Source organism: Streptomyces sp. NPDC057617 (genome assembly GCF_042800555.1).
Lineage (GTDB): Bacteria > Actinomycetota > Actinomycetes > Streptomycetales > Streptomycetaceae > Streptomyces.
The window spans coordinates 1-20,503 of the sequence record NZ_JBHVGV010000025.1 but is presented as its reverse complement, the minus strand read 5'-3'; the positions used below and the strand labels follow the sequence as shown (position 1 = coordinate 20,503).

At 71.1% G+C, this 20,503-nt stretch carries 14 protein-coding genes and 1 pseudogene; 8 read left to right on the top strand and 7 right to left on the bottom strand.

The features are described 5' to 3' along the window. Nucleotides 1-2,489: pseudogene (locus ACFU9P_RS34575) on the top strand (hypothetical protein); the annotation flags it as partial. Here the strand turns inward: ACFU9P_RS34575 and ACFU9P_RS34570 are convergent. Beyond that, on the bottom strand, nt 2,476-2,946 hold the full coding sequence (locus tag ACFU9P_RS34570) for a hypothetical protein (protein WP_384088781.1): 471 nt from the start codon (nt 2,944-2,946) through the stop codon (nt 2,476-2,478). The pseudogene ACFU9P_RS34575 and the gene ACFU9P_RS34570 sit on opposite strands and share 14 nt — an antisense overlap. A gap of 441 nt (nt 2,947-3,387) precedes the next feature. On the opposite strand from ACFU9P_RS34570, the gene ACFU9P_RS34565 reads away from it, so the two are divergent. The 4 genes from ACFU9P_RS34565 to ACFU9P_RS34550 are packed head-to-tail and all read left to right on the top strand — an operon-like array spanning nt 3,388 to nt 7,645. After that, entirely contained in the window at nt 3,388-6,204 is a 2,817-nt protein-coding gene (locus tag ACFU9P_RS34565; RefSeq protein ID WP_384088783.1) for a nitrate- and nitrite sensing domain-containing protein, read from the top strand. Next, nucleotides 6,201-6,644 (top strand): roadblock/LC7 domain-containing protein, encoded by a 444-nt coding sequence (locus ACFU9P_RS34560; protein ID WP_376386114.1) that lies wholly within the window; start codon nt 6,201-6,203, stop codon nt 6,642-6,644. The genes ACFU9P_RS34565 and ACFU9P_RS34560 overlap by 4 nt, the downstream gene beginning before the upstream one ends. A gap of 10 nt (nt 6,645-6,654) precedes the next feature. Beyond that, nucleotides 6,655-7,050: a DUF742 domain-containing protein gene (locus ACFU9P_RS34555; protein ID WP_376386118.1), complete on the top strand. Its 396-nt coding sequence runs from the start codon at nt 6,655-6,657 to the stop codon at nt 7,048-7,050. Further along, on the top strand, nt 7,031-7,645 hold the full coding sequence (locus ACFU9P_RS34550) for an ATP/GTP-binding protein (RefSeq protein WP_376386120.1): 615 nt from the start codon (nt 7,031-7,033) through the stop codon (nt 7,643-7,645). The genes ACFU9P_RS34555 and ACFU9P_RS34550 overlap by 20 nt, the downstream gene beginning before the upstream one ends. A 100-nt stretch (nt 7,646-7,745) precedes the next feature. On the opposite strand, the gene glpK is transcribed toward ACFU9P_RS34550, so the two are convergent. The 3 genes from glpK to ACFU9P_RS34535 form a co-directional block, all read right to left on the bottom strand. Beyond that, nucleotides 7,746-9,275: a glycerol kinase GlpK gene (gene glpK / locus ACFU9P_RS34545; protein ID WP_384088776.1), complete on the bottom strand. Its 1,530-nt coding sequence runs from the start codon at nt 9,273-9,275 to the stop codon at nt 7,746-7,748. A gap of 93 nt (nt 9,276-9,368) precedes the next feature. Further along, the gene (locus ACFU9P_RS34540; RefSeq protein ID WP_384088772.1) at nt 9,369-10,133 is read right to left on the bottom strand and encodes an MIP/aquaporin family protein; all 765 of its coding nucleotides are present in this window, start codon (nt 10,131-10,133) and stop codon (nt 9,369-9,371) included. Nucleotides 10,134-10,362: 229 nt separating this feature from the next. Continuing rightward, nucleotides 10,363-11,190 carry a M15 family metallopeptidase gene (locus ACFU9P_RS34535; protein WP_384088769.1) on the bottom strand — a complete coding sequence of 276 codons (828 nt, stop codon included), beginning with the start codon at nt 11,188-11,190 and terminating at the stop codon, nt 10,363-10,365. Nucleotides 11,191-11,251: 61 nt separating this feature from the next. On the opposite strand from ACFU9P_RS34535, the gene ACFU9P_RS34530 reads away from it, so the two are divergent. Then, complete coding sequence (locus ACFU9P_RS34530) at nt 11,252-11,809, top strand: NUDIX domain-containing protein (RefSeq protein WP_376386128.1); 558 nt, start codon at nt 11,252-11,254, stop codon at nt 11,807-11,809. Nucleotides 11,810-11,926: 117 nt separating this feature from the next. Here the strand turns inward: ACFU9P_RS34530 and ACFU9P_RS34525 are convergent, their stop codons facing one another. Further along, entirely contained in the window at nt 11,927-14,275 is a 2,349-nt protein-coding gene (locus tag ACFU9P_RS34525; protein WP_384088766.1) for a TIM-barrel domain-containing protein, read from the bottom strand. A 273-nt stretch (nt 14,276-14,548) separates the two neighbouring features. Here ACFU9P_RS34525 and ACFU9P_RS34520 point away from each other — a divergent pair, with 273 nt between their 5' ends. Together ACFU9P_RS34520 and ACFU9P_RS34515 are read left to right on the top strand one after the other, a co-directional pair. After that, the gene (locus ACFU9P_RS34520; protein WP_384088763.1) at nt 14,549-16,534 is read left to right on the top strand and encodes an acetoacetate--CoA ligase; all 1,986 of its coding nucleotides are present in this window, start codon (nt 14,549-14,551) and stop codon (nt 16,532-16,534) included. 80 nt (nt 16,535-16,614) lie between these two features. Further along, complete coding sequence (locus tag ACFU9P_RS34515) at nt 16,615-17,583, top strand: hypothetical protein (protein ID WP_384088760.1); 969 nt, start codon at nt 16,615-16,617, stop codon at nt 17,581-17,583. 139 nt (nt 17,584-17,722) lie between these two features. Here the strand turns inward: ACFU9P_RS34515 and ptsP are convergent, their stop codons facing one another. Continuing rightward, the gene (ptsP, locus tag ACFU9P_RS34510) at nt 17,723-19,393 is read right to left on the bottom strand and encodes a phosphoenolpyruvate--protein phosphotransferase (protein ID WP_384088757.1); all 1,671 of its coding nucleotides are present in this window, start codon (nt 19,391-19,393) and stop codon (nt 17,723-17,725) included. A 90-nt stretch (nt 19,394-19,483) separates the two neighbouring features. After that, complete coding sequence (locus ACFU9P_RS34505; RefSeq protein ID WP_376386140.1) at nt 19,484-19,933, bottom strand: PTS glucose transporter subunit IIA; 450 nt, start codon at nt 19,931-19,933, stop codon at nt 19,484-19,486. Nucleotides 19,934-20,503 lie beyond the last annotated feature (570 nt).

Sequence of the window (20,503 nt, the reverse complement as noted above, 5' to 3'; positions counted from 1 at the left end):
CGGTCCCGGGCCCCGGCGCCGGGAGCGTGGACGACGCCGGGGTGTTCCTCGTACCGCCGAACCCCGCCATGCACGACGAGTACGCCGCCGACGAGGAGCGGCAGGCGCTGCGCGCCCGCGCGTCCGCCAGGGACGAGGAGATCCGGGTGCTGGCGGCGCGGCTCGCCGCCGACCGTTCGCTCGCCGCGCGGCTCAGCGCCTGGCGTACGGACTGCCCGCCCGGCATGCTCGCCGAGCTGGCCGAGGCGGCCCGTACCGCCAGGGCCGCCGCGGAGGCGGCCGCGGCGGCGCTCACCGAGGCCCGTACGGTACGTGCCGAGGCGGACGAGGCCGCCGCCGACACCGCCCGCGTCCGCGACGAACGGCAGGACGCCGCCCAGCGCGCCCGCCGCGCCGCCGACGCCCTCGCGGGCCTCGCGTTCCGGCTCCGGGAGCGGTCCGGCTGGCAGGCGAAACTCCGCGAACTGGCCGACGAGGCGGCCGAGTCCGAGGCACGCGCCGCCGTCTGCCTGGAGCGGGCCCGCGCCGCCGACGAGGACCGCAGGGCCGCCCAGCGCGCCGCCGACGACGCCCGCCGTACCGCCCGCGCCCTGCGCGCCGAACGCGCCGAGATCGCCGGCGCGCCGGAGAACCTCCCCGAGCGGGACCCCGACGCGCCCCGCACCGCGCTGCCCGCCCTGCGCGAGGCGTACCGCGCCGCCTCCCAGCTCTACGAGAAGGTCGGCGTCGGCGCCGATCTGCGGGCCGAACAGGCCCGCGCGGAGAGCGACGAGAGCGCCGCCCTCGCCGAACTGGACCGGCTCACCAACAAGGTCCGCACCCGCGCCGCCCAGCTTCTCGAATCCACCGACGGCGCCGACGGCCCGTCCCGCCAGGCCGCCGCCGCCCGCGCCGAATCGCTCGTACAGATGCTGGAGTCACGCGCGTCCGCCGCCAGCGAGCAGCTCGGCCGCTTCCGCGGCGAGGCCGAGCGGCTCGCGCCCGCCGACGGCGACGCGCACACCGAACTGCCCGAGGAACTGGTGCCGGCCGACGCGGAGAAGGCGCAGAGCCTGCTCCGTACCGCCACCACCGAACTCGCCACCAGGACCGAGGCGCTGGACACCGCCCGCGCCGCGCACGCCGAACTCCTCCACGCCCATCGCGCCGCCGAGGACGCGGCGGGCGGCTTCGACGAGACGGCCGCTCTTCTGCGTGACCTGCTCCGTGGCTCCGTCGCCGAGGACGGCGCGGACGAAGACGCAGGCCGACAGCCCGAGCCCTACCCCGGCACCCTGGCCGAGGCACGGCACGCCACCGCCGAGGCCCGCCGCTCACTGCGCGCCTGCGCGTCCGACCTCTCCACGGCCGAGTCCGCCGTACGGGAAGCCTGTGACGTGCTCGTACGGCATGCCAACTCGACCCGTTACGAGCAGGTCCGCACCCCCGCACGCCAGCAGATCCGCGAACTGCCCGCCGCCGCGCTGCCCGAGCACGCCGCCCCCTGGGCACAGGCCTTCGCACCCCGCCTGCGCGTACTGACGGACGAGCTGGCACAGCTCGAACGGAACCGCGACTCCATCGTCGACCGGCTGCGCGGCCTGGTGGAGTCCGCCCTGACGACGCTCCGTTCGGCGCAGCGGCTCTCGCGGCTGCCCGAAGGCCTGGGGGAGTGGTCCGGCCAGGAGTTCCTGCGGATCCGCTTCGAGGACCCGGACCGGGCGGCCCTCACCGAGCGGCTCGGCGAGGTCATCGACGAGGCGACCCGTTCCGCCCTGAAGAAGAACTCCGACCTGCGCAGGGACGGCATGTCCCTGCTGCTGCGCGGAGTCCAGGCGGCGCTCCAGCCCAAGGGCGTCGCCGTCGAGATTCTCAAGCCCGACGCCGTTCTGCGCGCCGAGCGGGTCCCGGTGGGTCAGATGGGCGATGTCTTCTCCGGCGGTCAGCTCCTCACCGCCGCGATCGCCCTGTACTGCACGATGGCCGCCCTGCGCAGCAACGACCGGGGCCGCGACAAGCACCGCCACGCGGGCACGCTCTTCCTCGACAACCCGATCGGGCGCGCCAACGCCACGTATCTGCTGGAGCTCCAGCGCGCGGTCTCGGACGCCCTGGGCGTACAACTCCTCTACACCACGGGCCTCTTCGACACGACGGCGCTGGCGGAATTCCCGCTGGTCATCCGGCTGCGCAATGACGCCGATCTGCGCGCGGGGCTCAAATACATCAGCGTCGAGGAGCATCTGCGCCCCGGTCTGCCCCAGCAGGACCCGGAAGGCGAAACGGTGCACGGCGAGATCACCGCGACTCGCATGTTCCGCCGAACCCCCGACCCCGCGGCAGACAGCCCCGTACCCGACCACCCCGTACCCGAAGGGCCCGCCAACGACCGGCCCGCGGCCGACCTTCCCGTACCCGACCGGCCCGCCGACGACGAGCCCGTACATGACCGGCCCACCGGCGAACAGCCCGAAGAAGACCCGCCCGCGACCGGCCTCACGCCTCGCTGAGCTGGTTCCGCCCCTGCCCCCGCCCCCGCCGCCGTATTCGCGCCGCCTCCCGCGCCGCGCTCCGTGCCGCCCGTCTCGCCCTGCGCCGCTCCCGGCGCAGGGCGCGCGCCGTACTGCTGGGCACGGACACCACACCATTGCGCTGGTTCCACACCTGCCGCGTGACCCAGACGTCCAGCACCCCCCAGGTCGCCACCACCGTGGAGGCGACACTGCTCAGCACCATCGGAAAGGCCAGCCAAGAGCCCGCGAGCGTGCTCAGAAACGCAATCATGGCCTGAATCAGCGTCACCGCAGCGATGATCACGGCCCGGACCGCCGCCGTTCTGACCGGATCCGGCATGCGATACCGCGTCGCCGGCTCCTCGACCCAGAGCCCCCGCGAAACCTGTCCGATCCCGCCGTCCGACGCCGCGTCATGCCGCTCGGCCGCGTCACGCCGCTCATACGTCTCCATGGACGTCACTCCCCACCCGCTGTCCACCGTCCGACTTCACAGGGTGACTGCCCGCCTCGCCACGCTTCACGCCGGCCATGGAACCGAATGTGATACGTGGACCGCGCGGGCGTTCCCGGCGCCGGTCTCAACTCCGTACGCCGTCACCCTCATCCCCGTACACAAGGACGAACGGAAGCGAGCGAAGATTCCCCGGCGGACCTCGATCGAATGATTCAAGCCAACTGCCCCGGCCGGTACGCGCCGTCGCACCCGGCTTATACCCTCTCCACGGCGGAAGTCATCTCGCCGAATACCGGGACAAGCCATAACCAACACGCCATGGGGCGGCCGAAAATCATCCGGATGTGTCTTCGAGTTGCCGGTGTGACAGTAGTAGGCTCGCGCCGTTTGCTGACGGAGCATCTCCCGCACCGGGCGGGGATCGAGCTGGGGGAGGCCATGCGCTTTCGCGGGAAATCCATCCGCCGGAAGATCGTGGCGCTGCTGCTCGTGCCGCTCGTCGCGCTCACCGTCCTCTGGGCCTTCGTCACGGTGCTCACCGGCAGCCAGGCCAACCAGCTCCTCGATGTCGGCCATGTCATCAGCAGAGTCGGTCACCCCGTCGAGGAAGCGATCCTCGACATCCAGAGCGAGCGCCGGCAGTCGCTCATCTTCCTCGCCGACCCCCGGGCCTCGGACGCGCTGACCGAACTCCGCGCCCGCCGCGCCGACACCGACGGGTCCGTGGCCGTCTTCAAGGCGAACGCCACCCGCGGGATCCTCGACCAGATGGACGACACCACCGCCGAGCGGTTCAACGCGATCCTCGTGGCCCTGAAGGGCCTCGACCTGATGCGCCGCTCCGTGGACGAGAGCACCGTCACCCGCGAGAAGGCACTCGACTTCTACAACCTGCTCGTCGACCCCGGCTACACCTTCCTCGCCTCCCTGTACGGACACGAGGACGTGGACGGCGACAACTGGGGCCGCGCGCTGGTCGGTCTCGACCGCGCCCGCGAGATGGTCTCCCGCGAGGACGCGGTGATCGCCTCCGCACTGGTCGCCCGCAGGATCACCGCCGAGGACATCCGCACGGTCTCCGACCTGATCGCGGGCCGCAACGTCCTCTACCAGACCAACCTGTCCGACCTGCCGCTCACCGACCGGGTGACGCTCGAACAGTACTGGCGCACCCCCGCCACCCTCGCCCTGCGCGAGACCGAGGATGACCTCATCGCGGCCGGTCCCGTCAACGGTCCCAAGGCCGTCGACATCGCGCACTGGCGGGAGATGGCCGCCCCGGTCCTCACCGACCTCACCAACGAGAGCGCCAAGACCGACGCCCTCTACCGCGCCCATATCGACCCCGTACGCCGCGAGGTGTTCATCCGGCTCGCGATCGCCGCCGCCGTGGGCTCCGCCGCGCTGCTCATCTCGGTGATCGTGTCCGTACGCGTCGGCCGCGAGCTGATCCGCGACCTGACCCGCCTCCGCAAGGAGGCCCACGAGGTCTCCGGCGTACGCCTCCCCAGCGTCATGCGCCGCCTCGCCGCCGGCGAACAGGTCGACGTGGAGACCGAGGCGCCCCGGCTCGACTACGACCGCGACGAGGTCGGCCAGGTCGGCCAGGCCCTCAACACCCTCCAGCGCGCCGCAGTCGAAGCCGCCGTCAAACAGGCCGACTTGAGGCGCGGCGTCTCCGAGGTGTTCGTCAACCTCGCCCGCCGCAACCAGGTCCTGCTCCACCGCCAGCTCACGCTCCTCGACACCATGGAGCGCCGTACGGAGGACACCGAGGAGCTGGCCGACCTCTTCCGGCTCGACCACCTCACCACCCGTATGCGCCGGCACGCCGAAGGCCTGGTGATCCTCTCCGGCGCCGCGCCCTCCCGGCAGTGGCGCAAGCCGGTCCAGCTCATGGACGTCGTACGCGCCGCCGTCGCCGAGGTCGAGGACTACGAGCGCATCGAGGTCCGCAGGCTGCCGCGGATCGGCGTCGGCGGCCCCGCGGTCGCCGACCTCACCCATCTCATCGCCGAACTCCTGGAGAACGCCACGGTGTTCTCGCCGCCGCACACCGCGGTCCAGGTGCACGGCGAGCGGGTCGCCAACGGTTTCACCCTGGAGATCCACGACCGCGGTCTCGGCATGGCGCCCGAAGTGCTGCTCGACGCGAATCTGCGGCTCGCCGAGACCCCGGAGTTCGAGCTGTCCGACACCGACCGTCTCGGCCTCTTCGTGGTCAGCCGGCTCGCCCAGCGGCAGAACGTACGGGTCTCGCTCCAGCCGTCCCCGTACGGCGGCACCACCGCGATCGTCTTCCTGCCGGTCGCCCTGCTCACCGACGCCCCCGAGACCGAGGGCACCGGATTCCGTCTCGACCGCAAGCGGACCGCGGGCGGCGGACGCCACCGCGCCGACGGCGGCAACGGCCGGCGCACCGCGCTGGCGCAGGTCCCCACCGGACGGAGCAGCGCCCCGTCCGTGCTCGACGGTCCGGTCGAGCTGGAACCTCCGGTCGGCGTTCTCGGAGTGGAGAGCGGGCCGGTACGCGGAGGAGGCGACGGCATCGCCGATCTGGAGGACACCGACAGCGAGCGCGGAGGGCTCTTCCGAGCCCGCGAACACCTCCGCGACTCCGGCAACGACCCCCGGGACCTGCGCGACATGCGGGACGCCAGGGACATGCGGGACGCGCGTGACGGACGAGACGTACGGGACGCGCGCGACGACGGCCGCGACTTCCGTGACCGGCGCGACGGGCGTGGCGGACAGCCGCCCCGCGGCCTCTACGAACAGCACCAGCAGGCCGCGGACCCCGGCTCCTCGCGCACTCCCGACCCGGCCCTGCCCCGCCGCAAGCCCCCCACGCTGGTCGTGGACCGGGGCCGCCGCGTGGACGAACCGGGCCGCGCCCACCCCGCCCGCGAACAGGCCCCCGGCGCGCCGGGCCGCACCTGGTCCGGCGGCATCCCCGCACAGCCCTCGGCCCAGCCGGCCGCACCGCCGTCCGACGGGGCCCCGCCCCTGCTCGACGGTCTGCCGCGCCGGGTCAGGCAGGCCAGCCTCGCCCCCCAGCTGCGGGAAGCCGTCCCGGACCGCACCGCCGGTCGCACGCCCGCCGGGCTCAACGACGAACGGGACGCGGACGAAGTACGCAGCCGTATGGCTTCTCTCCAACGGGGCTGGCAGCGCGGCCGTCGGCAGAACGATGCCGAGGACTCCACCGGCCCCGGCGATACACAACGAACCACATCGGAGGGGGACGGTCGATGACCGCACCGAACGCCGCAGCACCCAACTCCATCGACCCCAACGGCTCGGGTGAGCTGAACTGGCTCCTCGACGAACTCGTCGAGCGGGTCGCCAGCATCCGCAAAGCCGTGGTCCTCTCCGGCGACGGGCTGGCCACCGGCACGTCCAAGGACCTCACCCGGGAGGACGGCGAACACCTCGCGGCCGTCGCCTCCGGGTTCCACAGCCTCGCCAAGGGCGTGGGCCGCCACTTCGACGCCGGCAGCGTCCGGCAGACCGTGGTGGAACTCGACGACGCGTTCCTCTTCGTGACCGCCGCGGGCGACGGAAGCTGTCTCGCCGTGCTGTCCGACGCGGACTCCGACGTCGGTCAGGTGGCGTACGAGATGACGCTGATGGTCAAGCGGGTCGGCGTCCACCTCGGCACGCCGTCCCGGACCGGTCTGCCCGCCGGAGGGTGAGTGGGCTGGGATGAGTGACGCGGGTCAGGATCAGCAGCACTGGTTCGACGGCGAGGCCGGACCGGTAGTACGTCCGTACGCGATGACGCGCGGCCGCACCAGCAGCGCGACGCGCCACCGGCTCGACCTGATCGCGATCGTCGTCCCCGAACCCGCGGCCGGTGATCCCGGCCGGGACCAGACGCTCTCCCCCGAACATGTGGAGATCGTAGAACGCTGCTCCGCCAGCCCTCAGTCGATCGCCGAACTGTCCGCGAGCCTGGACCTCCCCGTCGGGGTGGTCAGGGTGCTGGTCGGTGATCTCGTCGAGGACGAGATCGTGCATGTAACCCGTCCCGTTCCGCCGGCCGAACTGCCGGACGTGAACATTCTCCGCGAGGTGATCAATGGTCTACGGGCGCTCTGACCACGGACGGCGTCCGGTCGATCCGGTGACGCTGAAGATCCTGGTCGCGGGCGGCTTCGGGGTGGGCAAGACCACCATGGTGGGCGCGGTCAGCGAGATCCGGCCGCTCCGTACCGAGGAGATGCTGAGCGAGGCGGGCCGGCCCGTCGACGATGTCGACGGCGTCGAGGGCAAGACCACCACCACGGTCGCCATGGACTTCGGCCGGATCACCCTCCGCGAGGACCTGGTGCTGTACGTCTTCGGCACCCCGGGCCAGGACCGCTTCTGGTTCCTCTGGGACGAACTGGCCCAGGGCGCGCTCGGCGCGGTCGTTCTGGCCGACACCCGGCGTCTCGCCGACTCCTTCGCGGCGGTCGACTACTTCGAGCGGCGCGAGATCCCGTTCACGGTCGCCGTCAACTGCTTCGAGGGCGCGGGCCTGTTCCCGGCCGAGACCGTACGGGCGGCGCTCGACCTCGATCCCGACGTGCCGCTGGTGATGTGCGACGCGCGCGAGCGCGAATCCGTCAAGGAAGTGCTGGTGACGGTCGTCGAGCACGCCATGACGCTCGCGACACGGCAGCGCGAACACGCCGCGGCCACCACCACCTGAGCGAAGCCGGACCGCTTGGGCGAGCCGGTCGCCGCCGAGGAACGGCCCGTACCCCCGCCACCGGGCGGAGCACGGGCCGTACCGCTCTGCGGAGGCCTCGCTACTCCCCGGTCCCCGCCGCCCCCTCCTCCTCGTCCTGCCAGCCGAAGCTGCGCTCCACCGCCTTGCGCCAGTTGGCGTACTCGCGTTCGCGCGCTTCCGCCGCCATCGCCGGCGACCACTCCGCGTCGCGCTTCCAGTGCGCCTTCAGCTCGTCCAGATCCGACCAGACTCCGGTGGCGAGCCCCGCCGCGTAAGCAGCGCCCAGACAGGTCGTCTCCGAGACCCGCGGCCGGATCACCGGCACGCCCAGGACGTCCGCCTGATGCTGCATCAGCAGATTGTTGGCGGTCATCCCGCCGTCCACCTTGAGCGTGGTGATCCGTACCCCCGAGTCCTGGTACATCGCGTCGACCACCTCACGCGTCTGCCAGCTCGTCGCCTCCAGCACCGCACGCGCGAGATGCGCTTTGGTCACATAACCCGTCAGCCCGGTGATCACCCCGCGCGCGTCGGAGCGCCAGTACGGAGCGAACAGCCCGGAGAAGGCCGGCACGACATACGCCCCGCCGTTGTCGTCGACACTCGCGGCCAGCTCCTCGATCTCACCGGCGCTCCGGATGAGGCCGAGCTGGTCACGGAACCACTGGACCAGGGCTCCCGTGATCGCGATCGACCCTTCCAGACAGTAGACGGGCGCCTCCGAGCCGATCTTGTAGCCGAGGGTCGTGATGAGTCCGTTCTTCGACGCCACCGGCCGCTCACCGGTGTTGAGCAGCAGGAAGCTGCCCGTACCGTACGTGTTCTTGGCGGTGCCCGTGTCGTAGCAGGCCTGGCCGAAGACGGCGGCCTGCTGGTCGCCGAGCGCGGACGCCACCGGTACCCCGGCGAGCGGGCCGACGGCCGTCCCGTACACCTCCGCCGAGGACCTGATCTCCGGCAGCACGGCCTCGGGGATGTTCATCGCCGCGAGGATCGCCGGATCCCACTGGAGGGTCTCCAGATTCATCAGCATCGTCCGGGAGCCATTGGTCACATCCGTGACATGCACCCCGCCGTCCGTACCGCCGGTCAGATTCCAGATCAGCCAGGAGTCGAGCGTCCCGAAGGCGATCTCGCCGCGCTCGGCCCGAGCCCGCAGTCCTGGTACGTGATCGAGCAGCCAGGCCGCCTTGGGCCCGGAGAAGTAGCTCGCCAGGGGCAGTCCGGTGGCGTTACGGAACCGGTCCTGGCCGTCCTCGCCGCCGAGTTCACGGCAGAGCGCGGCGGTACGGGTGTCCTGCCAGACGATCGCGTTGTGCACCGGCCGGCCGGTCGCCCGGTCCCACAGGACGGTCGTCTCCCGCTGGTTGGTGATCCCCAGCGCGCTGAGCTGCTCGGCCCGTAGCCCGGCTTTGGTGAGGGCCCCGGCCACCACGGCCTGTACCTTCGACCAGATCTCGGTGGCGTCGTGCTCCACCCAGCCGGGTTTGGGGAAGATCTGGCGGTGCTCGCGCTGGTCGACGGCGACGATCGCGCCGTCGTGGCTGAAGATGATGCAGCGGCTCGATGTGGTGCCCTGATCGATGGCGGCGACGAACTTCTCCGTCATGGCGTCCCTTTGCTGATCGGTAGGTCGGAAAGCGGAGATCGGGATGCGGGGTTCGGAAAGCGGAGTTCAGGAAGCGGGGTCCGGGAAGAGGCGTCAGAACGCCGCGTTGAAGACGACCCCGGCGAGGACCCCGCCGATGAGCGGCCCGGCCACCGGAACCCACGCGTAACCCCAGTCGGAACCGCCCTTGTTGGGAATCGGCAGCAGCGCGTGCGCGATCCGCGGCCCCAGATCGCGCGCCGGATTGATGGCATAGCCGGTCGGTCCGCCGAGCGAGAGTCCGATGCCGACGACGAGCAGCGAGACCAGCAGGACCGAGATCCCGGAGCCGTACACCCCCGTGTTGCCGGGGCCGGGGAGTTCGCCGATGCCGATGCCCGCGTTCTTCCCGAAAGCCAGGATCGGCAGGACCAGCGCGGTCGTCGCGATCGTTTCGGTGACAACGTTGGCGACCGGGCTGCGGATCTCCGGCGCCGTCGAGAAGATGCCGAGCGTCGGCTGTGCCTGCCCGGCATCGGAGTTGGCCCGGAACTGTGCGTAGTACGCCAGCCAGCACAGCACCGCGCCGAAGACCGCGCCGGTCATCTGTCCCAGGATGTAGAGCGGAACCTTCTCCCACTCGCCGGTGTCGACCGCGATCCCCACGGTCACCGCCGGGTTGAGATGCCCGCCCGACAGCGGTGCCGAGGTGTACGCGCCCGCCAGTACGCCGAAGCCCCAGCCGAAGGCGATCACCACCCAGCCGGCGTCCTTGGCTTTGGAGTGGCGGAGTGTGACAGCGGCGCAGACTCCCGCGCCGAAGAGGATGAGTATGGCCGTTCCGATGAATTCACCGACGAATATGTCCCCATTGCTCAATGCGGCTCCTAGACCTGGCCCGGAGCCTTTGCCGGCCCCGGATCTCCTGATGAGCGTGCTGAGCGCGCCGGACTGCGGCGCTGATGGCGATCAGGAAGTGTTCACCGGCCGGTGGAGAAGCGTCAAGGTCATTGACAGCATGCGCTGTTCAGGGATGGTCTTGACACGGGCGTGCGGAATGTGTGGCTCCAGGGGCCGGAGTCAGGGACCGGGCCGGATGCGGTTACCGTCAGTTCCGTACGACCGAACGCCACGCCACCGGGAAGTCGAAGTACGTGTCCGGGAATGTCTCGGGCTTATGGGTGAAGTGCCACCACTCCTCGGGCAGATTGGTGAACCCGGCCTCGGCCAGCGTCGTCTTCAGCAACTGCCGGTTCGCCCGCTGCTCGCCCTGGATACGCGGATCATCCGTATGGGAAAAAGTGTCGAAACAGTCGAAACCGGTTCCCATGTCCACCGAATTGTCCGGGAAACGCTCGGCCTTGGGGCCGTAACAGGGCGTCAGTTCCTCACCCGGGATATACGGGCGGGTCGGCAGCGCGGGCAGCTTCACCAGAGTGAGGTCGACCGTACTGCCCCTGCTGTGTCCGGACTTCTCCGCGATGTAACCGTCCTCGAACAGCCGCGACTTGTCGACCCGCGGATAGAACTCCGGCTTCATCCGCTCGTCCTGGAGGTCCTTTGCCCACCGTACGAAGTGATCGACGGCCCGCTGCGGCCGGTAACAGTCGTACACCTTCAGCGAATAGCCCTTCCGCAGCAGCCGGTGCTGCGCCTGCCGCAGCGCCTCCGCGGTGGACCGGGTGACGATGCACGTCGGCTGTTCGTAGCCGTCCACGGGCTCGCCCAGGAAGTTGTGGGGAGTGAGATACCGCATCTCCTGAATGATCGTCGGCGCGACCGTCCGCAGCGCCACGAACTCCTTGGGCGCGGCCGGCTCCGGCGAGGCGTGGGCGGCGGGCGCGTTGACGGTGGCGGTCGCGGCGAGCAGCACGGCAGCCGCCGAGCCGGCCAAACCGCGGAGCATGGACCGAAGTCCGGACTGAAGTTGTGTCATGGGCACCTTCGTCTATCAGCTCCCGGGCCTCCGGGGAAGGGCGATCGGATACAGTCCGCGCGTGTCCGAGTCCCAGAACCTGCCGCTGCCCGACAGGCCCGACAAGCAGTCGGTGGCCAACTCCCATTGCGGAAGCTGCGGTACGCCATATCCGGCGGCGGCCGGCTGGCCGCGTACCTGCGCCGCCTGCGGCGCCACCGCGTACCGGAATCCGCTGCCCGTCGCCATCGCGCTGATGCCGGTGCGCGACGACCGGGGCAGGGGCCTGGTCGTCATCACGCGCACCATCGAGCCCGAGTACGGCGGGATCGCGCTGCCCGGTGGATTTATCGACCACGGCGAGGACTGGCGGCACGCGGTCGTACGGGAGTTGCGCGAGGAGACCGGGATCGAGGCGGACCGGGCGGACGTACGGCTCGCCGACGCGCTCAGCTCGCCGTACGGCCATCTCCTCCTCTTCGGCCTGCTCCCGGAGCGGCGGGCCGACGAACTGCCGCCCTCGCGGCCCACGGAGGAGACGTCCGGCTGGCACCTCCTGCGCGAGCCCGCGAAGCTGGCCTTCCCGCTGCACACCGAGGCCGTACGGTCCTGGTTCGCGGGCCGGTACGACACGGCCTGACGCGCGGGCTCCCAGGCCCGGCCCCCACAGACCCGGGCCCGGCCGCACACAGCACCGCCGCCCCCAGGGCGCCGCTCGCCGCTTTCGCCGCTTGCCACTCCCGGTGCTCCCCGGCTCTTACCGCCCCCTGACCCGGACCGGCCACTCCGGTTCCGCCGTCCCCTCCTCCGTCACCCGCTTCACCCGGACCTCGCCGTCCACCATGCGCGAGGTGTACCGCTCCACCTCCGCCTTCGCCCAGCCGTCCCCCGGGTCCCGCACCACCAGACCGCCGCCCGCGCGCCCCACCGCCGGAGCCCACGCCTCCAGTTCCGGCCCGCCGTCCGCACCCCGTACCGGGATCACCGCACCCGCCCGCGCCAGTACCGGGATACGGGACCGGGGCGCCTCCAGCGTCACCTGCCCAGGACCGTCGTACGCCCGCTCCGTGGCCATGTCGTACCACCGCCCGCGCGGCAGCCGCACCGTCCGCCGGTGCGTGCCCCGCTCCAGCACCGGCGCCACCAGCAGCGAGTCCCCGAGCAGAAACGCGTCCTCGCAGTCGCGCAGCGCCCGGTCCTCCGGCGCCCCCCACCACAGCGGCCGGGCGTACGGCGCGCCCGTCAGCCGGGCGAGCTGGGCGAGCGTCACGAAGTACGGCCGCAGCCGCTCCCGTTCGGCGAGCGCCGCCCGCGCGTACTCCAGCACCTCGGGGCCGAACTCCCACGGCTCCCTGCGCCCCGCGTCGATCGCCGCGTGCGTGCGGAACAGCGGCAGATACGCCCCGAGCTGGAACCAGCGCAGATACAGCTCGGGCGACGGGCTCCCGTCGAAACCGCCCACATCGGGGCCCGAGTACGGCACCCCGCACAGCCCGAGCCCCAGCACCAGCGAGAGCGACGCCCGCAGCCCCGGCCACCCCGTCGCCACATCGCCCGACCAGGTGCCCCCGTACCGCTGCATCCCCGCCCAGCCGGAGCGCGAGAAGAGGAAGGGGCGCTCGTCGGGACGCAGCCGCCGCAGCCCCTCGAATCCCGCCCGCGCCATGGTGAGCCCATACACATTGTGGGCCTCACGATGGTCGCCGCCCCTGCCCTCAAGCCGGTGCCTGGCCGAGCGCGGCAGCGTCGTATCGCCGAACGGGGCGAAGGACACCGGCTCGTTCATGTCGTGCCACACCCCGGCGAAGCCCTGCGCCAGGCGCTCCTCGTACAGCCCGCCCCACCAGTCGCGCACCGCGGGATCGGTGAAGTCCGGATAGACGCAGTCGCCCGGCCAGACGACACCCTGTATGTCCCGCCCGCGTGCGTCCTGTACGAATGCCCCCGCCGCCGAACCGCTGTCGTACACCGCGTTGCCGGGCTCCGCCTTCACCGCCGGATCGACGATCGAGACCAGCCGCACCCCGTCCGCGCGCAGCTCCTCCGCCAGCCCCGGCAGATCAGGGAAGCGCTCGCGGTCCACGGTGAAGACCTGATGCCGGTCGTAGTGATCGATGTCGAGATGGACCGCGGACAGCGGCAGATCGCGCTCCCGGTAACCGGCGACGATCCGCCGCACCTCCCGCTCGCTGCCGAAACCCCACCGCGCGTGCTGTGGACCGAGCGCCCAGGACGGCGGCGGCGTGGCCGCTCCGGTCAGCGCCGTCCAGCTGTGCAGGACACGTGCGGGCGTACCGGTGACCACCCAGCAGCGCAGCGGCCCGCCGTCCATCCGCAGCTCGCTCGTACCGGGCCGGTCGTGCCCCGAACCCGCACCCTCCTCGCCCTCCCGGAGGGTGACCCGGCCGTCCCAGGAGTTGTCGTGGAACGCGAGATGAGTCCCGCCGTCGGCCACCACGAGCTGGACCGGCATCGTCACATAGAGCGGATCGTCCTCCGGCCCGAAGCGGCCGCCGGGATCGGTGTTCCACAGCCGGTACGTACCGTCCCGCAGCCGCGGCCCCGAAGCCCGGCCGCCCAGCCCGAAGAACCGCGCGTCCGCCGCCACCTCGGTCCGCTGCACCCAGCGCGCCGGACCGCCCGCCACCGGCTCCCACCAGCGCGGCGGCAGCTCGCGGCGCAGCACCACACCCCCCGGCGTACGGACCTCCACCCCGCCGTGGCGCGAGACCGCCACCGTCACCCGCTCCGACACCACTCGCCAGCCGCCGTCCGTGTCCGGCTCCAGACCGGCCCGGGTGTCCGGCTCCGGCGGGGCGCCGGCCAGGGCGTACGACGGCAGCGGCTCCGCGCCGTCCCACCCCCAGAACACCGCGCCGCCCACCGTGACGCACACATGCAGCTCCGCACGCGCGAACCGTACGGTGCCGCCGCCCGGCAACGGCTCCGCGCCGCTGACAGGACCCGGCACCCTGGCCCGCTCCACACCGCGCGGTGCCAGCTCTCTGGCGTCCGTACGCCGTTGGCGCCACGCCGACCGTATGGCGCGCAGCCCCTGCACCGAACCGACAACTTTCATCGAACGCACCAGTTCACGACCGTCCATGCTGCTCAGCCTGCCATCAGGCCCGGGGGTGAGGTGCACCGTTCAGCTCCCGTTCACCCGTGGCTGGAGCACATATCCAAGGGGCTGACCATGGGTGATGAGACCTGGTGCGAGGGTCGATCCCATGGCATCGTCCCTGTCAGCCGCGTCACGCGCACACCCACGCACGTGCGCGCGACCGACGCACACCAGCGTCGAGCAGAAACGTCGAGCAGAAGCGTCGAGTACACCAGCGCCGGACACCTCGGCGCCGAGCCCGCCGGGAGCCGCCCCATGACCGCAGCAGCAAGCCCCGAACCCCTCTGGCAGCCGGATCCCGACCGTATCGCCGCGGCGCGCGTCACCCGCTTCCAGGCCTGGGCGGCCGAGCGGTACGGAGCCCCGGCCGAGGGCGGCTACGCGGCGCTGCACCGCTGGTCGGTCGACGAACTCGACACCTTCTGGAAGGCCGTCGCCGAGTGGTTCGAGGTGCGCTTCTCCACTCCGTACCGGCAAGTCATGGGTGATCGCACCATGCCCGGTGCCCAGTGGTTCCCCGGCGCCACCCTCAACTACGCGGAACACGCCCTGCGGACCGCCGAGGACCCGGCCCGCGCACATGATCCGGCGATTCTCTATATGGACGAGACACATGAGCAGCTCTCGGTGAGCTGGTCCGAGCTGCGCCGTCAGGTTCTCTCACTCGCGACCGAACTGCGCGCCCTCGGTGTACGGCCCGGCGACCGCGTCAGCGGCTATCTGCCCAACATCCCCCAGGCCGCCATCGCGCTGCTCGCCACTGCGGCCGTCGGCGGGGTCTGGACCTCCTGCGCCCCCGACTTCGGCGCCCGCAGCGTCCTCGACCGCTTCCAGCAGGTCGAACCCGTCGTCCTGTTCACGGTCGACGGCTACCGCTACGGCGGCAAGGAGCACGACCGTACGGGCACCGTCGCCGAACTCCGCCGCGAACTGCCCACCCTGCGCGCCGTGGTCCACGTACCGCTCCTGGGCACCCCGGCACCCGAGGGCGCCCTCGAATGGTCGGCCCTCACCGCCGCAGACATGAAGTCGTCAGAGGCGGTTTTCGAACAGGTCCCCTTCGACCACCCGCTGTGGGTGCTCTACTCCTCCGGCACCACCGGCCTGCCCAAGGCCATCGTCCAGTCCCAGGGCGGCATCCTCCTGGAGCACTTCAAACAGCTCGGCCTCCAGTTCGACCTCGGCCCCGAGGACCGCTTCTTCTGGTACACCTCCACCGGCTGGATGATGTGGAACTTCCTCGTCTCCGGCCTGCTCACCGGCACCACGATCGTGCTGTACGACGGGAGCCCCGGCCACCCGGCCGTCGACGCCCAGTGGGGCGTGGTCGAGCGGACCGGCACCACCGTCTTCGGCACCTCCGCCGCGTACGTGATGGCGTGCCGCAAGGCGGACGTACACCCCGGCCGCGACCACGACCTGTCCCGGGTGACCTGCGTCGCCACCACCGGCTCACCGCTGCCCCCCGACGGCTTCCGCTGGCTCCACGACGCGGTGGCCGAGGACCTGTGGATCGCCTCCGTCAGCGGCGGCACCGATGTGTGCAGTTGCTTCGCGGGGGCCGTACCCACCCTCCCCGTCCACATCGGCGAACTCCAGGCGCCCGGCCTGGGCACCGACCTCCAGGCCTGGGACCCGCAGGGCAAGCCCGTCATCGGCGAGGTCGGCGAACTGGTCGTCGCCGAACCCCTGCCGTCCATGCCGGTCCGCTTCTGGAACGACCCGGACGGCAGCCGCTACCGGGACAGCTACTTCGAGATGTACCCCGGCGTCTGGCGCCACGGCGACTGGATCACTGTCACCGACCGCGGCTCGGTGATCATCCACGGCCGCTCCGACTCCACTCTGAACCGCCAGGGCGTCCGGATGGGCTCCGCCGACATCTACGAAGCCGTCGAACGCCTCCCCGAGATCCGGGAGTCCCTGGTCATCGGCCTGGAGGAGCCGGACGGCGGCTACTGGATGCCGCTCTTCGTCCATCTCGCCCCGGGGGCCGTCCTTGACGATGCCCTTCGCACGCGCGTCAAGGAGACGATCAGGGAGCAGCTCTCCCCGCGCCATGTCCCCGACGAGATCATCGAAGTCCCGGGCATCCCGCACACCCTGACCGGCAAGCGCATCGAAGTCCCCGTCAAACGCCTCCTCCAGGGCACGGCCCTCGCCAAGGCCGTCAACCCGGGCTCCGTCGACAACCTCGACCTGCTGCGCTTCTACGAGGATCTCGCCCGCACCCGCCACTGACCGCACCCGCGGGCGGCGCCATTGTCAGACCCCTCGATTACGGTGAGTGAACAGTTGATCGACCGAACTCAGGGGGAGACATGACGCACACCGAGCAGCACCGGCAGACCGGACAGCGGCGGCGGACCGGCGGCCCGAGGAATTCCGGGCCCGGCCGCCCCGCGCCCGGGCCGACGGCCAGGACGATGCGGCGCAGACTGCGCCGCGAAGTCCCCAGCACCATCGGCCTGCTCGCCGACGAACAGGACTTCACCACGATGCGGCAGTACGGCAGCTTCCCCTTCGACGACCACGCCGGCTATCTGCGGCAGATCGACGGCCTGCTCACCTCCCTGGCCTCCCAGGGCGTGCACACCACCGTCGGACTCTTCGACCCCGAGGAGTACGCGGAGTACTGCGCCGACACCGGACTCGACCCGGACTCGCCGCTCAGCCGCAGCCGCTTCACCGCCGGAATCCCCGCCACCGGCGCCGCCGTCGCCTATACTGGCCAGCCCCTCGACCGTCTCGTCCCCCTGCTCATCGGCACCGCCGCCCGCAAAGCGACCTGGGAGTACGCGACGACCGTCCTCGCCGACCTCGGAGCGTGCGCGGACTGCGGCCAGGACATCGGACGCGCCGCGTTCGACCGGGCCTCCCACACCCTGGTGCGGCTCCTCGAAGGGGCCGGACCCGGCACGCACCACCTGGTCTGCAGCGTCCCCGCCGCCGGCGAACAGCTCCTCGCCGTCCTCCACGCAGACCGTCCCGAAGGGGCACCGGCGCTGCTCGACTCCTCCGAAGGCGCCGAATTCGTCAGCCTGCTGGCCCTGGGCATCGCCCTGGAGAGCCCCGGGGGAGTGGTCCTCCGTACGACAGGACCGGACGCCCCCGACCGCCTGCACGGCTGGCGCCTCCAAGGCGACACTCTCGTACCGCTCACCGAGGCCGAGGTGTTCAACGCCTACTGCACCGACGCCGACACCGGAGAGCCATTCCCGCCTGAGCCGGGCGTCGAATACCGCGCGGGATTCGACCTCCACCTCGACGACACCGGCACCCACCACTGAACCAACCACCACTGAACTACCCGCCATTGAAGGCGGAAGGGGCTTCTCGCCACGCCCCGGCGAGAAGCCCCAGCTCTGAATGCCCGGCTCCCAAGACCCGGCCGGAGTCCGGCAGTTACGGATCACCGGCCGGCACGGATCACTCGCCGGACAACACCGCCTGCGCGGCCTTCTTGGCCTCGTCAGCGGTGTCCGCGGCCCGCGCGGCGGCAGCGGCACGCTCGCACTGCGCGAGCGTGTGCTGCGCGAGCGCCGACCGTACGTACGGAATCGACGCCGCGCCCATCGACAAGGACGTCACACCCAGCCCGGTCAGCACACAGGCGAGCAGCGGATCGGAGGCCGCCTCACCACACACCCCACAGCTCTTGCCCTCGGCCCTGGCCCCCTCGGCCGACAGCGCCACCAGATCGAGCAGCGCGGGCTGCCACGGATCCTGCAACCGCGACACCGCACCCACCTGCCGGTCGGCGGCGAAGGCGTACTGCGCCAGGTCATTGGTCCCCAGCGAAAGGAACTCGACCTCCTGAAGAATCGAACGCGCCCGCAGCGCGGCCGACGGAATCTCCACCATGGCACCGAACTTCGCGCTCAGCCCCGCCTCACGGCAGGCGTCCGCGAACGCCTTCGCGTCCGTACGGTCCGCCACCATCGGCGCCATGACCTCCAGATGCACCGGAAGCCCCTCGGCGGCCTTCGCCAGCGCGGTCAACTGCGTCCGCAGCACATCGGGATGCTCCAGCAGACTCCGCAGACCGCGCACCCCCAGGGCAGGATTCGGCTCGTCGGCCGGGGTGAGGAAGGCGAGCGGCTTGTCCGCGCCCGCGTCCAGCACCCGTACGACCACCCGGCCCTCCGGGAACGCCTCCAGTACCGTCCGGTACGCCTCGACCTGCTTCTCCTCGGACGGCGCCCGCCCGCTGTCGTCCAGGAACAGGAACTCCGTACGGAACAGCCCGACGCCCTCGGCGCCCGCCTCGACGGCGGCCAACACATCCGCGGGACCGCCGATGTTCGCCAGCAACGGCACCTGATGCCCGTCCGATGTCGCACCCGGCCCGGTGGAGGCGGACAGCGCGGCCTTCCGTGCGGCAGCGGCCCGTTCGAGCTCCGCCCGCTTCTCCGCGCCCGGCTCGACGAAGATGTCACCGGTACTGCCGTCGACCGCGATCAGCGTGCCCTCGGCCAGCTCCTGCGCACCCGGCAGCGCCACCACCGCGGGCACCCCGAGCGCCCGCGCCAGAATCGCGCTGTGACTCGTCGGCCCGCCTTCCTCGGTCACAAAACCCAGCACCAGAGCCGGATCGAGCAACGCCGTGTCCGCGGGCGCCAGATCGCGGGCGATCAGTACATACGGCTCGTCACTGTCCGGCACTCCCGGCATCGGAACGCCCAGGAGCCGGGCGACGATACGATTCCGCACGTCATCCAGGTCCGCGACCCGGCCGGCCAGATACTCACCGGCATTGGCGAGCAGCGCGCGGTACGAGGCGAACGCGTCGTACACACCGCGCTCGGCCGTACTCCCCACCGCGATCCGCCGGTCCACATCGGCCATCAGCTCGGGGTCCTGGGCCATCATCGCCTGAGCCTCAAGGACGCCCTGGGCCTCGCCGCCGGCCAGATTGCCGCGAGCGATCAGATCGGCCGCCACCGCCTCGACGGCCCGGCGGGCCCGCCCCTGCTCGCGCTCCGCGTCCTCCGCCGGAATCCGCTTGGCCGGCGGCTCAAGCACCGCAGTCCCCATGTGCCTGACCTCGCCGATCGCCACTCCATGGCTGACCCCGACGCCTCGCAGCGTTGTCTCCATCTCACCCGTCTCCGGTTATGCGGCGAGCCGGTCGCCGCGAGGGAAGTACGACAAGCGCCACGCGCTCGTCCCTGACGTACGGCACCGGTGTCACTGCCATGCGAACAGTGTGTCGCCGGTCTTCACCTCGCCGTCCTCGCGGACGTCGGAGAGGGCGTCGGCCGTGGCTTCGAGCGCGATGACAGGGCAGATCGGCGACTTGGCGGCTTCCTCGACGGCGACCGGATTCCAGCGCACGACCCCCTGACCACGCGCGACCGTGTCGCCCTTCTCGACGAGCAGCTCGAACCCCTCGCCATTGAGCTGCACGGTGTCGATGCCCAGATGCGTCAGTACGCCACGGCCCTCCGCGTCCACAACGACAAAGGCGTGCGGATGCAGGGAGACGACAACACCGTCGACCGGAGACACGGCCTCACCCGGCTCCCGTACGGGGTCGATGGCGATACCGGGACCGACCATCGCGGCGGCGAAGACGGGGTCGGGCACGGCGGCGAGTCCGATGACACGGCCTGCCAGCGGGGCGGTCACGAGGGTCATGGGGTGCCTCCCAGTGGGGCGGGGGGTTGGGTCCGCTGTCACCGTCTGTGAGGGGACAACGTGCTGTTCAGAAGGGTAAGTCATAGGAAGTGCCGGTTCTGCGGGAGACCAGCCGGTTGGCGGACCTTGCGGCAGGCCGGAAACGATTTGCCTGCGCCGGTCGACGGCATGTAGGGTCGTACTCCTGCCTGACCCCAGCGCGACTTTGAGTCGGGGGTCGGTGGCATCTATCAATTCTTGATCCTAACCCGGATGTGGATTCGCATGCCTGCGAATCGGTGGTCGGGGAGACGGAAAAGGACTGATAGAGTCGGAAGCGCGGAAAGCGATCCGTTCCTTGAGAACTCAACAGCGTGCCAAAAGTCAACGCCAGATATGTTGATACCCCGACCGGTCGGACACTGTTCCGGCAGGTTGAGGTTCCTTTGAAGAAACACAGCGAGGACGCTGTGAACGGTCGGGATTATTCCTCCCCTACTGTTCCGCTCTCGTGTGTGATACCGGATTACCGGTGCACATTCACGGAGAGTTTGATCCTGGCTCAGGACGAACGCTGGCGGCGTGCTTAAC